Genomic DNA, 13,993 nt, shown 5'->3' with positions numbered 1-13,993 from the left:
CCCACGCAACGGTGCGCGGGTGCACGAAGAGAGGAAGCACGATGACGCACACCACAGCGAGACGAGGGATCCGGATCCTCGTCACCGCCGGCGCCGCGATCGGGTTGGTGGTCGGCGCAGCCGTGCCGGCCATCGCGACCGGCACTGCGCCGCCGACGGCGACTCCCACCGCGACCGGCGCGCCGGCGACGGCAACGGCGCTGGCGACCGCGACTCCCACGGCGACTCCGGACCGCACGCCGGGCACCGCAGGCCTCCCGGGACCCGCGCAGCCCGCCGCATCGACCGCCGACCCCTGGGCGGTGAAGCCGTACCTCGGTTGGAGCAGCTACAGCATGCAGGTCTACACGGACGCGGGTTGGATCACCGCGGACCACGTGATCGCCCAGTCGGACGCGATGAAGGCGAAACTCGGCAAGGCCGGCTACGACCACATCAACGTCGATTCGGGATGGTCCGACCACGTCGACGCCAACGGGCGACCGGCTCCCAGTACCAAGCTCTACCCGGGCGGACTCCAACAGGTCATCGACCACGTCCACCACAACGGGCAGAAGTTCGGCCTCTACCTGATCCCCGGCATCTCGCCCGAGGTCTACGAGAAGGCGTACCCGGTCGCCGGTGCCCCCGGGTGCACGACGAAGAACATCGTCGCGCAGCCGCTCCAGCAGGCCGACTACTGGAAGATCGGCTACCGGATCGACTTCAGCAACCCCTGTGCACAGCGCTACGTGGACTCCGTCGCGGACCAGCTCGCGGCGTGGGGAGTGGACTTCCTGAAGTTCGACAGCGTCACACCCGGGTCCGGTGTGAGCGACGGGTCGCTCGACGCGCGTGACGACGTCGCTGCGTGGTCGAAGGCGCTCAAGGCCCACGGCATCTGGTTCGAGCTCTCCTGGGCGCTCGACATCAACCACGCCGCGACGTGGCGGAAGTACGCGAACGGGTGGCGCGTCGAATGGGACGTGGAGTGCTACTGCGGTGGCGAGGCCCTCACGACGTGGGACAACATCGACCGGCTGTTCCCCCGCGCTGCGGACTGGTGGCGGTACGCCGGGGACGGTGGATGGAACGACTTCGATTCGCTCGACATCGGCAACGGGAGCATGGACGGCCTCACCGAGGACGAACGGCGGACCGCCATGACGCTCTGGGCCATGTCCGCGGCCCCGATCTACACCGGGAACGACCTGACGAAGCTCGACCGGTACGGCGTCGACCTGCTCACCAACCGGGAGGTACTGGCCGTGGACCAGGCGGGTGTCCCCGCGCGTCCGGTCTCGACCGCGACGAAGCAACAGACCTGGTACGCCCTCAACGACGACGGCAGCTACACCGTGGCGCTGTTCAACCTCGGCCGAACCGATGCCGACGTCACCGCGAAGTGGTCGGACATCGGCATGAAGGGCTCCGCGAAGGTCCGGGACCTCTGGAGCCACCAGGAACTGGGGACGGCCGCGGGATCGTTCACCGCGCGGGACGTGCCGATCCACGGAGCACGACTGCTCCGTGTCACCCCGACGAAGGGGGCGACCGTGACGGTGAACGACGACGCGCTGCGGGTTCGTTACGGCGGGAGCTGGACGCGCAACGGCGGCGACGAGGTCGCTTCCGCGTCGCAACCGCTGGACGTGGTCGTCACCGACACCGGGACCCCCGCACCGCCGACCGGGACCGGCCCGAATCGCACCACGCAGGTGAACGACACCGATCCGTCGATCGCCTACACGGGTCAGTGGGGTCACAGCACCGGCCGCGGCTTCGGAGACACCGGGGACGACGTGCACTACGCGGAGCATCCGGGTGACGCGTTCTCGTACACCTTCACCGGTACCGGCATCTCGTGGGTCACGGAGACGGACCCGTCCGAGGGAGACGCCGACGTGTACATCGACGGGCAGTTCGTGAAGACGGTGAGCGCGACGAGCGACGCGAGCAAACCGCATGTGCCGCAGCAGGCGGTGTTCACGACCGGGGGTCTGTCGAACGGCCAGCACACCATCCGCGTCGTGATGAAGAACGGCACCTTCATGCTGCTGGACCGTCTCGATGTCGTCCAGCCGAGCACGATCGACCCGACGTCCGTGTCCTTCGATCGGAAGGCACCGGCGGACGCTCACGTGGAGTTGCTGCAGGACCCCGGAGAACTCGCCGGACTCGAGGTGGGCGGCACCGATCTCAGGAAGGGCGCCGACTACACGCTCTCCGGCTCGACCCTCACAGTACGGACCGCGTTCCTCAACACCCTGCCGGTGGGCACGACCGCGATCGGGGTCCGGTTCCGCGGCGACGCGCTGGACGACGTGCACGCCACGAAGCAGACCGGCGCCTCGGTCTCCTACACCTTCTCGGGTACCAGGGTCGACTGGTCGACGTCGACCGGCCCGGACCAGGGCGTGGTGGACGTGTACCTCGATGGACGGTTCGTCGAACGCGTCGACACCCACAGCACGACGCGTCGGACGCAGCAGGACGTCTTCGACAGCGGCCGCCTCCGTCCGGGGAAGCACACGATCATGCTCGTCAAGGAGAGTGGTGACGTCATGCGCACCGACGCGCTCCGGTACACGGCACGATGACCGGGAGGCGGGCCGGGCGTTCCCGGCCCGCCGTTCCCCGTCCGTCCCATCCGACCCACGACACCGCCAGAGGAACCACCATGTCCTCCGCTCCGCTCGGAACCGAACCCCTGCCCACTCCCGACGACCACGCGCAGTACTGGGCCGATGCCCTGGCGGACGCCGACCGGTACCCGCTCGCGCTCCACGTCGAGCCGGTCGCGACGGCGCTCGAGACGACCGACGTCTACGACGTCTCGTTCGCCGGGTCCGGCGGGCGGCGCGTGTCCGCGTGGCTCCGCGTGCCACGGGTGCGGACCGCACCGATGCCCGCCGTGGTGCACGCGAACGGCTACGGCGCCGGCCGACTCGAACCCGTCGACGACCTCACCTGGTCCGCGGCGGGGTACGTCCACCTCGTCCTCGGCACCCACGGACAAGGAGCCGGCTCCTCGGGACACATCCTCGACGGCATCCTCCAGCCGGAACGCTCCTACTACCGAGGCGTCTTCGTGGACGGCGCCCGCGCGGTCGCAGCCGTCCGGGCGCTCGACGTGGTCGACCCGATGCGCGTGGCGATGATCGGCAACAGCCAGGGCGGCGCGATCGCGCTCGGTGTCGGGGCGCTCGTGTCGGACCTCGTCGGGGTGTTCGCGCAGGCGCCGTTCCTCACTCACGCGCCCGAGGCCCTCCGGCGCGCCACGGCCGGACCGTGGACGGAGCTGCGGCGCTTCCTCGACGAAGACCCCGACCGGGCGCAGGCCGTGGCCTCCACGCTCGCCTACGTCGACGGAGTGACCTCCGCTCGGCACGCGACTGCACCCGGCTGGTTGTCTGCCGGGCTCGACGACACCGTCTGCCCTCCGGAGACCACCAATGCTGCCGCCGCCGCCTACCGCGCGCCCGTGCGTCACCGGGCCTGGCCGGGCGCGGGACACGAGGCCGGGGCGACTGCGGACCGCTTGCTCGCCCTCGCAGCACTGCGTCGCCTGTTCGAACGGCCAGCCGTGCAGCCGCCCCCTCCGATCGGGATCTGCCACGAGTAGGTTCGGCTGGACGGAGGGCAGCAGTGATCGAGGTCGTCGCGTACCGAGCATCGTGGCCGGAACGGTTCGCAGCGCTCCGTGGCGCCTATGCAGCCGCGCTCACGGCAGCGGGCGTACCGCACAGGGTCGAGCATGTGGGCAGCACCGCGGTGCCCGGACTCGCGGCGAAGCCCGTGATCGACGTCGACGTGGTGGTCGCACCGGTGGACGTCCCGGCGGCGGTCGCTGCCCTGGGCTCGATCGGCTTCCGACCCCGCGGTGACCTCGGCATCCCGGGGCGCGAGGCGTTCCAGCCGCCGAAACGCTTCGCGCCGACGAACACCTACGTCGTCGCCGAGGGCTCGCTCGCGCTCCGCAACCACCTGGCCGTCCGCGACGTCCTGCGTTCCGACGACGCTCTGCGCGACGAGTACGCCGACGTGAAGTCCCGCGCGGCAGCGGTCGCCTCGGACATCGACGACTACATCGCGCGGAAGGCGGAGATCCTCGACCGGGTCCTGCGCGCGGCAGGACTCACGGTCGAGGAGCGCGCCTCCATCGCCGCCACCACGCGCGGGATCACCGCCCGTGGTGCCGACGGCTGACGCGTGGCGTCGCTCGTCGGCGTCAGGCCGACGCCAACGCCGGGTACAGCGCCTCCAGCGGCGCACTCAGCCCCGCCCGCACGTCCCGGCTGATCTGGTCCGCGAGCACTTCGTGCTCCCCGGCCTCGACGGCGTCCCAGATGGCCGTGACGATGACCGCCGGGTCCGCCTTCTCGACGTCGAGGTCCGCCGTCATGCCGGTGTCCGTGTAGCCGAGGTGCGCCCCGACGACCTGCGTGCCCTGCGGTGCGAGCTCGAGACGCAGGGAGTTCGTGAGGGACCAGAACGCGGCCTTCGACGCGGAGTACCCGCTGCCGAGCGCGATCCAGCTCAGCACGGAGTGCACGTCGACGAGGGCGCCACCGGCGATGGTGGGCGCGAAGGCCTTGGCGACCCGCAGCGCGCCGAAGACGTTCGTCGCGAAGATGCGCTCGACCTCTTCGACGGCGGTCTCGAGCAGCGGCGCGGAGCCACCGATGCCGGCGTTGTTGACGACGATGGTGGTGTCGGCGGCGGCTCGGGCGGCTGCGTCGACGCTCGCCTGGTCGGTGACGTCGAGGGCGAGGGGCACGATGCGCTCGTCGTCCCAGGTCCTGGGGGAGCGGGCGGTCGCGTACACCTTGGCGGCACCGCGGTCGAGGGCCTGCTGCACGAACTCTGCGCCGAGGCCGCCGTTCGCTCCGGTGACGAGGACGATCGCGTCGGTGAGGGTGGTCATGGGGACTCCAGTCGCGGAAGGGTTGAGTACGGAAAGCGAACCTAGCACGTTGTGTCTGCATTCCGAACCCAGGTAGCATCGGTCCATGCTCGGCATCCTCGGCGGCGACGAGCGCTGCCCCATCGCGCGCTCGCTCGACGTCCTCGGCGAGAAGTGGACGCTCATGATCGTCCGCGACGCCCTCGCCGGATCCACCCGCTTCAGCCAGTTCCAGCAGAGCCTGGGGATCCCGCGCGAGGTGCTCACCGCGCGCCTCGGCACCCTCGTCGAGGGCGGCGTGCTCGAGCGGAACAGCTACAAACCGGAGGGCGGCCGCGCCCGCGACGGGTACGTCCTCACCACCGCGGGGCGGGACCTCTCCCTGGTGCTGCTCGCGCTCGGCGGCTGGGCAGACCGTCACCGTCCGTCGGAGCGCACCCCGGACCTCGACTTCGTCGACGAGGCCACCGGCGACCGGGTGACGGCCGTCGCGGTCTCCAGCGGCGACGGCCGGCGCGTCCCGACCGAGCGGCTCGCCGCCGTCAGGGCACCGGCGTCCACGACCTGACGCGTGCCGGACGGGAGGCGCGGTGCGGCGCCGCCCCGCGCCTCCCGTCCCACGCGCGGTGCGTCAGCGCGCCCACGCGCGGTGCGTCAGCGCCGCACGTCGCACCCGCAACTCGCCCCGAGCACCAGCTCGGCGGGTACGAGGTCGCGGTGCCACTGATTGTCGGCATCGAGCCCGAGGACCCGGTCGACCGCGGCGGCGGCCATCGTCTCGATCGGCTGCCGGGCGACGGTGAGCTGGGGGTTCGTGTAGTCGGCCTCGGCCGTGCCGTCGAAGGAGACCACGGCCACGTCGTCCGGAGCCCGCAGCCCCAGCTCGTGCAGGGCGCGCAGCACCCCGACGGCCTGCATGTCGGAGCTGACGAAGACGGCCCGCGGGTGGTTGGGCGAGCCGAACATGCGGAGCCCGGCCTCGTACCCGCCACGACGGTTGAAGTCGCAGCGGACGATCGGCCCGTCGGGCATGCCGGCCTCGCGCAGGGCCTGCATCCAGCCCTGCTCGCGGAGCTCCATGGACCCGGTGTGGCCCATGACGAGCCCGATCGACTCGTAGCCGTGCTCGACGAGGTGCTTCGTGCCGTCGTACGCGCCGCGGAGGGCATCGACGCCGATGCTCGCGTACTCGGGCACTTCGAAGAACGTGTTGAGCAGGACCATCGGGATGCCCGGGTCCGAGACGCGGGAGAGGTCCGGCCGGGTCATGATGCTCGTGACGATGATGCCGTCGACCTGGCGGGCCGACAGACTCCGGAGCCGCTCGAGCTCCTGCGCGGCGTCCCCGTCGCTGTTGGCGAGCAGGACGTCGTAGCCCCGGGCGGCCGCGGCGTGCGTGACCTCGACCGCGAGCTCCGACCAGAAGGGGTTGTCGAGCTCGGGGACGATGAGGCCGAGCATCTTCGACGAGCCGGTCCGGAGCGCCTGCGCGCTGGCGTTCGGCCGGTAGCCGAGGACCCGGATGGCGTCGCGGACCCGTGCGGCCGTCTCGGCGGCGACCGGACGGGGCCCGTCGTGCACGACGTAGCTGACGACGGAGGTGCTGACGCCGGCGTACCGGGCGACGTCCGCACGGGTGACCGCCCTCGGGGTCGTCGGCACGGTCACGTCAGCCACCTTCGTCGGGTCCGGGAACCACGATCGGGTGCCGGCCCTCCGACCGACACCCGAACACGTGGTGCTACTCGCTGGCGATACTAGACGACGCCGCCGACGCCGCTGTCGGCTCGGGTGCGTCGCCGAAGTCCGGGACGTCGAGCCGGACGCCGCCCTGCAGTGCCGACTGGTGGGCGATGATCCCCGGGAGCGTGAAGCGTGCGGCGGTCCAGGCGTTCACCGGAGGCAGCGTGCGGTCCACGACGGCGCGCACGAAGTCGTCGGCGAGGAACTGGTGGCTGCCCTCGTGCCCCGTGGGGACGCCGGCGTACTCGTCGGGCAGGCGCGAGGTGTCGTGCACGGCCGCGTACCCGGAGACGAACGCATCGCGGAGGGACGGGTCGACGTCGGCGAGGCGCGGGTCGTCGAGCGACATCGTCGCCTGCGTGTTGATCTGGTCGCTGATGTCGTGCACGTCCTCCTTGTCCTGCCAGACGCTGACGCGTGCGAGCTGCTCGAAGCTCGCCTCGGTGCCGAAGTACCGGAACCGCGACTCGCGGATGTGTGACGGGTAGCCCACACGGCGCATCTCGTTGATGCGCACGACCCCGCCGTTGTCCAGCTCGAACAGTGCGGTGGCGTTCGAGAAGTCGTTGTCGAACTGGCTGACGTCCTTGTCGAAGACGCCGTCGCCACGGTCGTCCTTCACGCCGATGCAGCTGACGCTGACCGCGTGGCCGGGGATCGCGCCGAGCACCCCGCCGACGGAGTGCGTGGGGTAGAGCATGGGCGGGTAGCTGGCGGTGCGCTTCCAGTCCTCGCCGCCGCTGTACTGGTACGCGGCGTAGAAGCCGAGGTCCATGTCGTGGACGTAGTCGCCCTCGGCGTAGAAGACGCGGCCGAAGGCGCCCTCCGCCACCTTCCCCCGCGCGAAGACGGTCGCGGGGTTGTAGTAGCTGGTCTCGCCCATCATGTAGGTCAGGCCGGTCTCGCGGACGGTGTCGATGATGGCCTCGATCTCCTCGACCGAGATCGCCATCGGCACCGCCGAGTAGACGTGCTTGCCCGCACGGAGCGCCTTGACGACGAGCGGCCCGTGCGTCCAGCGCTGCGTGAAGATCGCGACGGCGTCGACGTCCGAGGCGAGCACGGCGTCGAAGTCCGGGAACGTGCCGTCCAGGTGCTGCGTCTCGACGAGCTCCGACGCGCGCTCGTCGACGAGGTCCGTGACGTACACGCGGTCGACGTCGGGGTGCAGCTTGAACAGCTTGGCGAACTGGGGGGCGAACTGGCCGGCGCCGACCATTCCGACAGAGATCATCAGTGACCTTTCCAGGTGTTGGATGCGTCGCCGAGCAGGTCGCTCCGATGCGATCGGGTGTCATCCTGACACGATTGTCTACTCGTGACAACCACCGATACCGGCCGGGAAAATGGCTCTTGTCAGCACGTATCCCCACGTGTAGATTCCCGGCTCACGGACTGGTCCACGTCAGTCCACCGCAGACGAAGGAGTCGCGATGGCCACCGAGAGCCCCGTGTCGTCACCCCTGACGACCGCCCGCCCACGGAGGAGTCGGTCCGCCGACCTCGCCCGTGCCCGGACGACATCACCCCGCCGCCGGCCCAGGAACGACCTGTGGCTCGCCCTGGTCTTCATCGCCCCGGCGGCCGTCGGCTTCGCCGTGTTCCTGGCGTGGCCGACCGTCCGGGGCATCTACCTGAGCTTCACCACCTACAACCTGCTCACCCCGCCCGAGTTCACCGGCCTGCAGAACTACGTGCGGCTCGTGCAGGACTCGATCTTCTGGCACTCGATGGTCGTCACCGTCGAGTACGTCGTCGTGAACATCGTCATCCAGACGATCGTGGCGCTCTTCATCGCCGTGATGATGCACCGCCTGACGAAGTCGACCTTCGTGCGCGGGATCGTCCTCGCGCCGTACCTCGTGTCCAACGTCGTCGCGGCGCTGGTCTGGCTGTGGATCCTCGACACGCAGCTCGGCATCGGCAACGAACTCCTCGCCGCCATCGGGCTCGACCGCATCCCGTTCCTGCAGAGCGACGTGTGGGGCATCCCCTCGATCGCGCTCATCAACGTCTGGCGGCACGTCGGCTACACGGCGCTGCTCATCTTCGCCGGGCTGCAGTCCCTGCCCGAGACGGTGTACGAGGCCGGGCGCATCGACGGGGCGAGCGAGTGGAAGATGTTCTGGCGGATCACGGTGCCGCTGCTGCGCCCGATCCTCTCCCTGGTGCTCATCATCACCGTCATCGGGTCGTTCCAGGTGTTCGACACCGTCGCCGTCACCACACAGGGCGGCCCCGCGAACGCCACGAACGTCGTGCAGAACTACATCTACAACCTGGCGTTCGGCCGGTTCCAGTTCGGCTACGCGTCCGCCGTGTCGGTCGCGCTCCTCATCGTCCTGAGCATCATCACGATCATCCAGTACCGGCTCACCCGCTCGGGCGAGTCCGACCTCGACTGAACGGGAAGCGCCGATCATGACCACGACCCTCACCCGTTCCGTCACCACGAAGCGGCCCGCCCGACCGGGCGCCGCGCACCGCCGCCGTCCCTCGGTGGGCCGAGTCCTCGCGTGGATCGCGATGATCGCAGTCATCGTCGTCACGCTGTTCCCGTTCTACTGGATCCTCCGCACCGCGCTGTCCTCGAACGGCGCGATCAACTCCGATCCGACGTCCCTGCTCCCGGTGGGGTTCAGCCTCGGCGGCTTCGAGCGCGTGTTCGGCCTGCAGTCCACCAAGGAGGCGCTCGCGCAGGGCGGCTCGGGTGCCGCGCTGGACTTCTGGCGGTACCTGCTCAACTCGGTCATCGTGTCGACGATGGTCACGGTCGGCCAGGTGTTCTTCTCCGCAGCCGCGGCCTACGCGTTCGCGCGACTGCGCTGGCCCGGACGCGACAAGGTGTTCGCGGTGTTCCTCGCGGGACTGATGGTGCCCGCGATCTTCACGCTGCTGCCGAACTTCGCGCTCATCAAGGAGCTCGGGCTGGTCGACAACCTGCTGGGCATCGCCCTCCCGACGATGTTCATGACACCGTTCGCGGTGTTCTTCCTCCGGCAGTTCTTCCTCGGCATCTCGAAGGAGGTCGAGGAAGCGGCGCTCATCGACGGCGCCGGCAAGGTCCGCGTGTTCTTCCGCCTGGTCATCCCGATGGCCGCCGCCCCGATCGCCACGCTCGCGGTGCTCACCTACATCACGAGCTGGAACGACTACTTCTGGCCGCTCATGGTGTCGTACACGGACAGCTCCCGCGTGCTCACCGTCGCGCTCGGCGTCTTCAAGTCCCAGGCACCGCAGTCCGGCACCGACTGGGCCGGACTCATGGCCGCGACGCTCGTCGCGGCCCTCCCGATGATCGTGCTGTTCGGCCTGTTCGCCAAGCGCATCGTCAACTCCATCGGCTTCTCCGGCATCAAGTAGGACGACATGACGAACCAGCTCTCCCGCCGCGCCCTGTTCGCCGGCGGCGCCTCCGCCCTCGCACTCGGCGCGCTCGCCGCCTGCTCGTCGCCCGGCCGTGGCGCCGCCTCGGGCACGGGCACCCGCACCGTCAGCTACTGGCTCTGGGACTCGAACCAGCTGCCGGCGTACCAGGCCGTCGCGGACGCATTCCACCGCGAGAACCCGGACATCACGATCAAGATCACGCAGCTCGGCTGGGGTGACTACTGGACGAAGCTCACCGCGGGCTTCATCGCGGGCACCGCACCGGACGTGTTCACCGACCACCTCACGAAGTTCCCGCAGTACGCCGACCTCGACGTCCTCTACAAGCTCGACGAGCTGGACGCGACGAAGGGGATCCGCGACGACGACTACCAGTCCGGCCTCGCCGAGCTGTGGAAGGGGCAGGACGGGCACCGGTACGGGTCGCCGAAGGACTGGGACACCATCGCGATGTTCTACGACCGCAGGGCGATGGCCAAGGCCGGGGTCTCGGAGGCCGAGCTGCAGGACCTCGAGTGGAACCCGGACGACGGCGGCACCTTCGAGCGGATGCTCGCCCACCTGACCGTCGACCGCAAGGGGCGGCGCGGCGACGAACCGGGCTTCGACAAGCACGACGTCGAGGTCTACGGCATCTCGTCGAACGGCTCCGGCGGCGACGGCTTCGGCCAGACGCAGTGGTCGCCCTTCACCGGTTCCACCGACTGGTTCTACACGAACCGGAACCCCTGGGGCGACAAGTTCCGCTACCAGGAGGAGGTCGTCCAGAAGACCCTGGCGTGGTACTACGGGCTGGCCGACAAGGGCTACATGGCGAAGTACGGCGTCTTCTCGACGACGACCGGCCCGGACGTGCAACTCGGGGCGGGCAAGTGCGCGCTGTCGTTCAACGGCTCGTGGATGATCGGCGCGTACCTCGGCATGAAGGACCTCGACATCGCCGTCGCCCCGACCCCCGTCGGACCGGTGGGGCACCGCGCCTCGATGTTCAACGGACTCGGCGACTCGATCACGAAGCAGGCGAAGGACCCCGAGGCCGCGGCGAAGTGGGTGGCGTACCTCGGCAGCGACGCGGCGCAGCGGATCGTCGGCGAGGCGGGCATCGTCTTCCCGGCACGCCCCGCGGGCACCGAGGCGGCCGTCGCGTCCTTCCGGAAGCGTGGCCTCGACGTCACCGCGTTCACGCGCCAGGTCGAGGAGCAGACCACGTTCCTGTTCCCCGTGACCCGGAACCCGGCCGACGTGCAGGCGCTCCTCCAGCCGGCGTTCGACGACGTCTACGCCAACGGGAGACCGATCAGCACCCTCACCGGGATCAACGAGCAGGTCAACAACCTGCTCGCGCTCACCTGACACGACGCGGTTCGTCCGCACACCGCGCCCGAGTGCGGTGTGCGGACGACGCGTTGACCGAACGGCCGTGCACGACCCAGACTGGCGCCGATGACGTCCCTCGAATCCCTCGTGTACATGTCCGTCGCCGTCGACGACCTCACCGACGACCAGCTGGTCGCCATGCTGCGTGAGGCGCGGCTCCGCAACGAGGCGCTCGGCGTCTCCGGGCTGCTCCTCGCGAAGGGCGGACGGTTCATGCAGGTCCTCGAAGGGCCGTCGTGGAGCGTCGAGGACCGCTTCGCCGCGATCGAGCGGGATCCCCGTCACCGTGACGTCCGGTCGCTCTCCCGCGAGCGCATCGACGCGAGGCGCTTCGACGGCTGGGCGATGGCGTTCGGCAACCCCACCGACACCGAGGTCCGCGACGAGCCCGGGTTCAGCACGTTCCTCACGGAGCGGTCCGGCCTCCCGACCGAGCTCGCCGGCTCGCCAGCGGACTGGCTGCTGCGCTGGTTCCGCGGCCGCGACCTCCTCGACGTCCCGGAGGAGCGGATCACCCTGGCACGACACGCCGCCTGACGCGACCATCCCTCGTTCTGGAGGCGCGGTGCCGCCCCGCACCGTGCCTCCCGTCCGTGAGACTGGACGGGTGGAACGACGTGAGCAGATCCTGGTGGCCGCCGCCCGCGAGTTCGACCGAGCCGGCTTCGCCGGCGCGAGCATCGCCGGGATCGCCCGGACCGCCGGGGTCCCGCAGGGGACGCTGCACTTCCACTTCCCGACCAAGCTCTCGATGGCGCTCGCGGTCATCGACGAGCAGAACTCCCGCACCTTCGCGGTGGTGAGCCACGGCGACGGCTCCCCGACGGCGGCGCTCATCGGGGCCTCCCGTGCCATCGCCGAACTGCTCCGGACCGACGCGATCGTCCGTGCCGGCATCCGGCTGTCGCTCGAACGCGGCGAGTTCGCGCACGCCACCGCGAGCTTCTACGAGCAGTGGATCGGCGGGATCGTCGACGTGTTCCGCTCGGCGATCGCGAGCGGCGAACTCCGCACCGACCTGGCCGCCGAACAGCTCGGCGCGACGGTCGTGCCGTACTTCACGGGCGTGCAGCTCGTGTCCGAGGTCCGCACCGGACGGGCCGACCTGTTCGCCGCCGTCGAGACGATGTGGCACGTGCTGCTCGCGGGCACGGCCGACCCACGGCACCGCGAGCGCCTGTTCGGGGTGGTGGCGGAGGCGTTCCGCGGGGCAGACTGACCCCGTGGGGGACGTACGCGTGCTGCCGGAGGACCATCCGGACGTCGAGGGGTTGCGCCGAGCGGGCTGGACCGTGGTGGCCCGTTCGTGGGCGGGGCAGCTCGACGCGGCGCGGGCGGACCGCGCACGGTTGCGTGCGCTGGTGCAGCGTGTCGACGGCGTGGTGACGATCCGTGCGGTCTCGGAGGCCGACCTGGCGGCGGTGTCGGCGCTCGACGCCGCGACCATCGACGACTACCCCGGGAGCGTCGCGACGCAGCACACACCGCTCGACCACGAGACCGTCCGGGTCCACGGCGGCCGCCGCGGGTTCGGCGCGTGGAGCCCCGACGGTGCGCTCGTCGCGGTCACGTACGTCGACCGCGTCGGGGCGGACGTCGAGACCCACTTCACCGTCGTCGCCCCGGGGTGGCGCGGGCGCGGCGTCGGGAGCGCGGTGAAGGCCGCGTCCGTGCTCGCCCTGCTCGACGACGGGGTGGAACGGTTCCGGACCGGCGGGTCGTCGGACAACGCCGGGATCATCGCGGCGAACACCGCCCTCGGCTACGTGCGCGACGAGGAGTGGGTCACACTCGAGCGACCGGCCCCGTGAGCCCGGCGGCCCCGAGGAGGGACCTAGGATCGAGCACATGGCGACCGTCCTCCTCGTCCGGCACGGACGCACCACCGCGAACGCGACCGGGGTGCTCGCCGGGCGGACGGCGGGCGTCGCGCTCGACGCCGTCGGACGCCAGCAGGCCGCCCGGACCGCGGAGCGCCTCGCCGCGGTCCCGCTCGCGGCCGTCGTGTCCAGCCCGCTCGAGCGGTGCCGGCAGACCTCCCGTGCGCTGCTCCGACGGCAGACGGGCACGCCCACCACGCGCATCGAGCGGGCGATCACCGAGTGCGACTACGGCGACTGGCAGGGCCGCAGGCTCGCCGACCTCGCGAAGGAGCCGCTCTGGCGGACGGTGCAGGCGAACCCCAGCGCCGTCGTGTTCCCCGGCGGCGAGTCGATGCAGGGCATGCAGGCACGGGCGGTCGCAGCCATCCGGCGCCTCGACGCCGAGGTCGAGGCGGAGCACGGCCCGACCGCGGTCTGGGCGGCGGTGAGCCACGGCGACGTCATCAAGTCCGTCCTGGCCGACGCGCTCGGCATGCACCTCGACCTGTTCCAGCGCATCGCCGTCGGACCCGCTTCGGTGTCCATCGTGCGCTACGGCGAGCACCGCCCCGAGGTCGTCGCCTCGAACACCGACTCCGGCGACCTGGGCTGGCTGGCCGCAGTCGGCGCGCCGTCCGGGGACGCCGCGGTCGGCGGCGGCGCCGGGCACGACGACCCGACCGAGACGGGTACCGGCAGAGCCTGAACGGCGCTCGTCCGCCCCTCCTACAATGCG

The 13,993-nt window shown here is 70.7% G+C and carries 14 protein-coding genes; 11 read left to right on the top strand and 3 right to left on the bottom strand.

All coding sequences use genetic code 11. The features are described from left to right. Positions 1-41: 41 nt before the first annotated feature. From ACTJKO_RS04660 to ACTJKO_RS04650, 3 genes are all read left to right on the top strand, one after another. Entirely contained in the window at positions 42-2,579 is a 2,538-nt protein-coding gene (locus ACTJKO_RS04660; RefSeq protein ID WP_440686173.1) for a X2-like carbohydrate binding domain-containing protein, read from the top strand. Between the two features lie 80 nt (positions 2,580-2,659). Then, complete coding sequence (locus ACTJKO_RS04655; protein ID WP_440686171.1) at positions 2,660-3,604, top strand: acetylxylan esterase; 945 nt, start codon at positions 2,660-2,662, stop codon at positions 3,602-3,604. 23 nt (positions 3,605-3,627) lie between these two features. After that, on the top strand, positions 3,628-4,188 hold the full coding sequence (locus ACTJKO_RS04650; RefSeq protein WP_440686169.1) for a GrpB family protein: 561 nt from the start codon (positions 3,628-3,630) through the stop codon (positions 4,186-4,188). Positions 4,189-4,210: 22 nt separating this feature from the next. Here ACTJKO_RS04650 and ACTJKO_RS04645 read toward each other — a convergent pair whose 3' ends face one another. Next, positions 4,211-4,906 (bottom strand): SDR family oxidoreductase, encoded by a 696-nt coding sequence (locus tag ACTJKO_RS04645; RefSeq protein ID WP_440686167.1) that lies wholly within the window; start codon positions 4,904-4,906, stop codon positions 4,211-4,213. An 85-nt stretch (positions 4,907-4,991) separates the two neighbouring features. Between ACTJKO_RS04645 and ACTJKO_RS04640 the strand changes: the two genes are divergently transcribed. Continuing rightward, the gene (locus ACTJKO_RS04640) at positions 4,992-5,453 is read left to right on the top strand and encodes a winged helix-turn-helix transcriptional regulator (protein ID WP_440686165.1); all 462 of its coding nucleotides are present in this window, start codon (positions 4,992-4,994) and stop codon (positions 5,451-5,453) included. Positions 5,454-5,539: 86 nt separating this feature from the next. On the opposite strand, the gene ACTJKO_RS04635 is transcribed toward ACTJKO_RS04640, so the two are convergent. Together ACTJKO_RS04635 and ACTJKO_RS04630 are read right to left on the bottom strand one after the other, a co-directional pair. Beyond that, the gene (locus ACTJKO_RS04635) at positions 5,540-6,553 is read right to left on the bottom strand and encodes a LacI family DNA-binding transcriptional regulator (protein WP_440686163.1); all 1,014 of its coding nucleotides are present in this window, start codon (positions 6,551-6,553) and stop codon (positions 5,540-5,542) included. Positions 6,554-6,626: 73 nt separating this feature from the next. Further along, positions 6,627-7,862, bottom strand: coding sequence for a Gfo/Idh/MocA family protein (locus tag ACTJKO_RS04630; protein WP_440686161.1), 1,236 nt, complete (start codon positions 7,860-7,862; stop codon positions 6,627-6,629). Between the two features lie 199 nt (positions 7,863-8,061). On the opposite strand from ACTJKO_RS04630, the gene ACTJKO_RS04625 reads away from it, so the two are divergent. The 7 genes from ACTJKO_RS04625 (at position 8,062) to ACTJKO_RS04595 (ending at position 13,963) form a co-directional block, all read left to right on the top strand. Beyond that, positions 8,062-9,033, top strand: coding sequence for a carbohydrate ABC transporter permease (locus ACTJKO_RS04625; protein ID WP_440686159.1), 972 nt, complete (start codon positions 8,062-8,064; stop codon positions 9,031-9,033). 16 nt (positions 9,034-9,049) lie between these two features. Further along, positions 9,050-9,991: a carbohydrate ABC transporter permease gene (locus tag ACTJKO_RS04620; protein ID WP_440686157.1), complete on the top strand. Its 942-nt coding sequence runs from the start codon at positions 9,050-9,052 to the stop codon at positions 9,989-9,991. 6 nt (positions 9,992-9,997) lie between these two features. Continuing rightward, a complete protein-coding gene (locus ACTJKO_RS04615; RefSeq protein WP_440686155.1) occupies positions 9,998-11,371 on the top strand; it encodes an ABC transporter substrate-binding protein in 1,374 nt (457 codons plus the stop codon). Between the two features lie 90 nt (positions 11,372-11,461). After that, positions 11,462-11,932, top strand: a complete 471-nt coding sequence (locus ACTJKO_RS04610; protein ID WP_440686153.1) for a BLUF domain-containing protein — start codon at positions 11,462-11,464, stop codon at positions 11,930-11,932. A gap of 70 nt (positions 11,933-12,002) precedes the next feature. Then, on the top strand, positions 12,003-12,614 hold the full coding sequence (locus ACTJKO_RS04605) for a ScbR family autoregulator-binding transcription factor (protein WP_440686152.1): 612 nt from the start codon (positions 12,003-12,005) through the stop codon (positions 12,612-12,614). 4 nt (positions 12,615-12,618) lie between these two features. Next, complete coding sequence (locus ACTJKO_RS04600) at positions 12,619-13,206, top strand: N-acetyltransferase family protein (protein ID WP_440686150.1); 588 nt, start codon at positions 12,619-12,621, stop codon at positions 13,204-13,206. A 37-nt stretch (positions 13,207-13,243) separates the two neighbouring features. After that, positions 13,244-13,963: a histidine phosphatase family protein gene (locus ACTJKO_RS04595; protein WP_440686148.1), complete on the top strand. Its 720-nt coding sequence runs from the start codon at positions 13,244-13,246 to the stop codon at positions 13,961-13,963. Positions 13,964-13,993: the final 30 nt, after the last annotated feature.

Origin of the sequence: Curtobacterium sp. 22159, from assembly GCF_052045775.1 — a bacterium.
Lineage (GTDB): Bacteria > Actinomycetota > Actinomycetes > Actinomycetales > Microbacteriaceae > Curtobacterium.
This window is presented reverse-complemented; position numbering and strand designations above follow the sequence as displayed.

Bases quoted from the DNA above. Each gene is read 5' to 3' on its own strand.
- ACTJKO_RS04625 (WP_440686159.1), top strand. From the start codon at position 8,062: ATGGCCACCGAGAGCCCCGTGTCGTCACCCCTGACGACCGCCCGCCCA.
- ACTJKO_RS04645 (WP_440686167.1), bottom strand. From the start codon at position 4,906: ATGACCACCCTCACCGACGCGATCGTCCTCGTCACCGGAGCGAACGGC.
- ACTJKO_RS04595 (WP_440686148.1), top strand. From the start codon at position 13,244: ATGGCGACCGTCCTCCTCGTCCGGCACGGACGCACCACCGCGAACGCG.
- ACTJKO_RS04615 (WP_440686155.1), top strand. From the start codon at position 9,998: ATGACGAACCAGCTCTCCCGCCGCGCCCTGTTCGCCGGCGGCGCCTCC.
- ACTJKO_RS04620 (WP_440686157.1), top strand. From the start codon at position 9,050: ATGACCACGACCCTCACCCGTTCCGTCACCACGAAGCGGCCCGCCCGA.
- ACTJKO_RS04660 (WP_440686173.1), top strand. From the start codon at position 42: ATGACGCACACCACAGCGAGACGAGGGATCCGGATCCTCGTCACCGCC.
- ACTJKO_RS04630 (WP_440686161.1), bottom strand. From the start codon at position 7,862: ATGATCTCTGTCGGAATGGTCGGCGCCGGCCAGTTCGCCCCCCAGTTC.
- ACTJKO_RS04610 (WP_440686153.1), top strand. From the start codon at position 11,462: ATGACGTCCCTCGAATCCCTCGTGTACATGTCCGTCGCCGTCGACGAC.
- ACTJKO_RS04640 (WP_440686165.1), top strand. From the start codon at position 4,992: ATGCTCGGCATCCTCGGCGGCGACGAGCGCTGCCCCATCGCGCGCTCG.
- ACTJKO_RS04655 (WP_440686171.1), top strand. From the start codon at position 2,660: ATGTCCTCCGCTCCGCTCGGAACCGAACCCCTGCCCACTCCCGACGAC.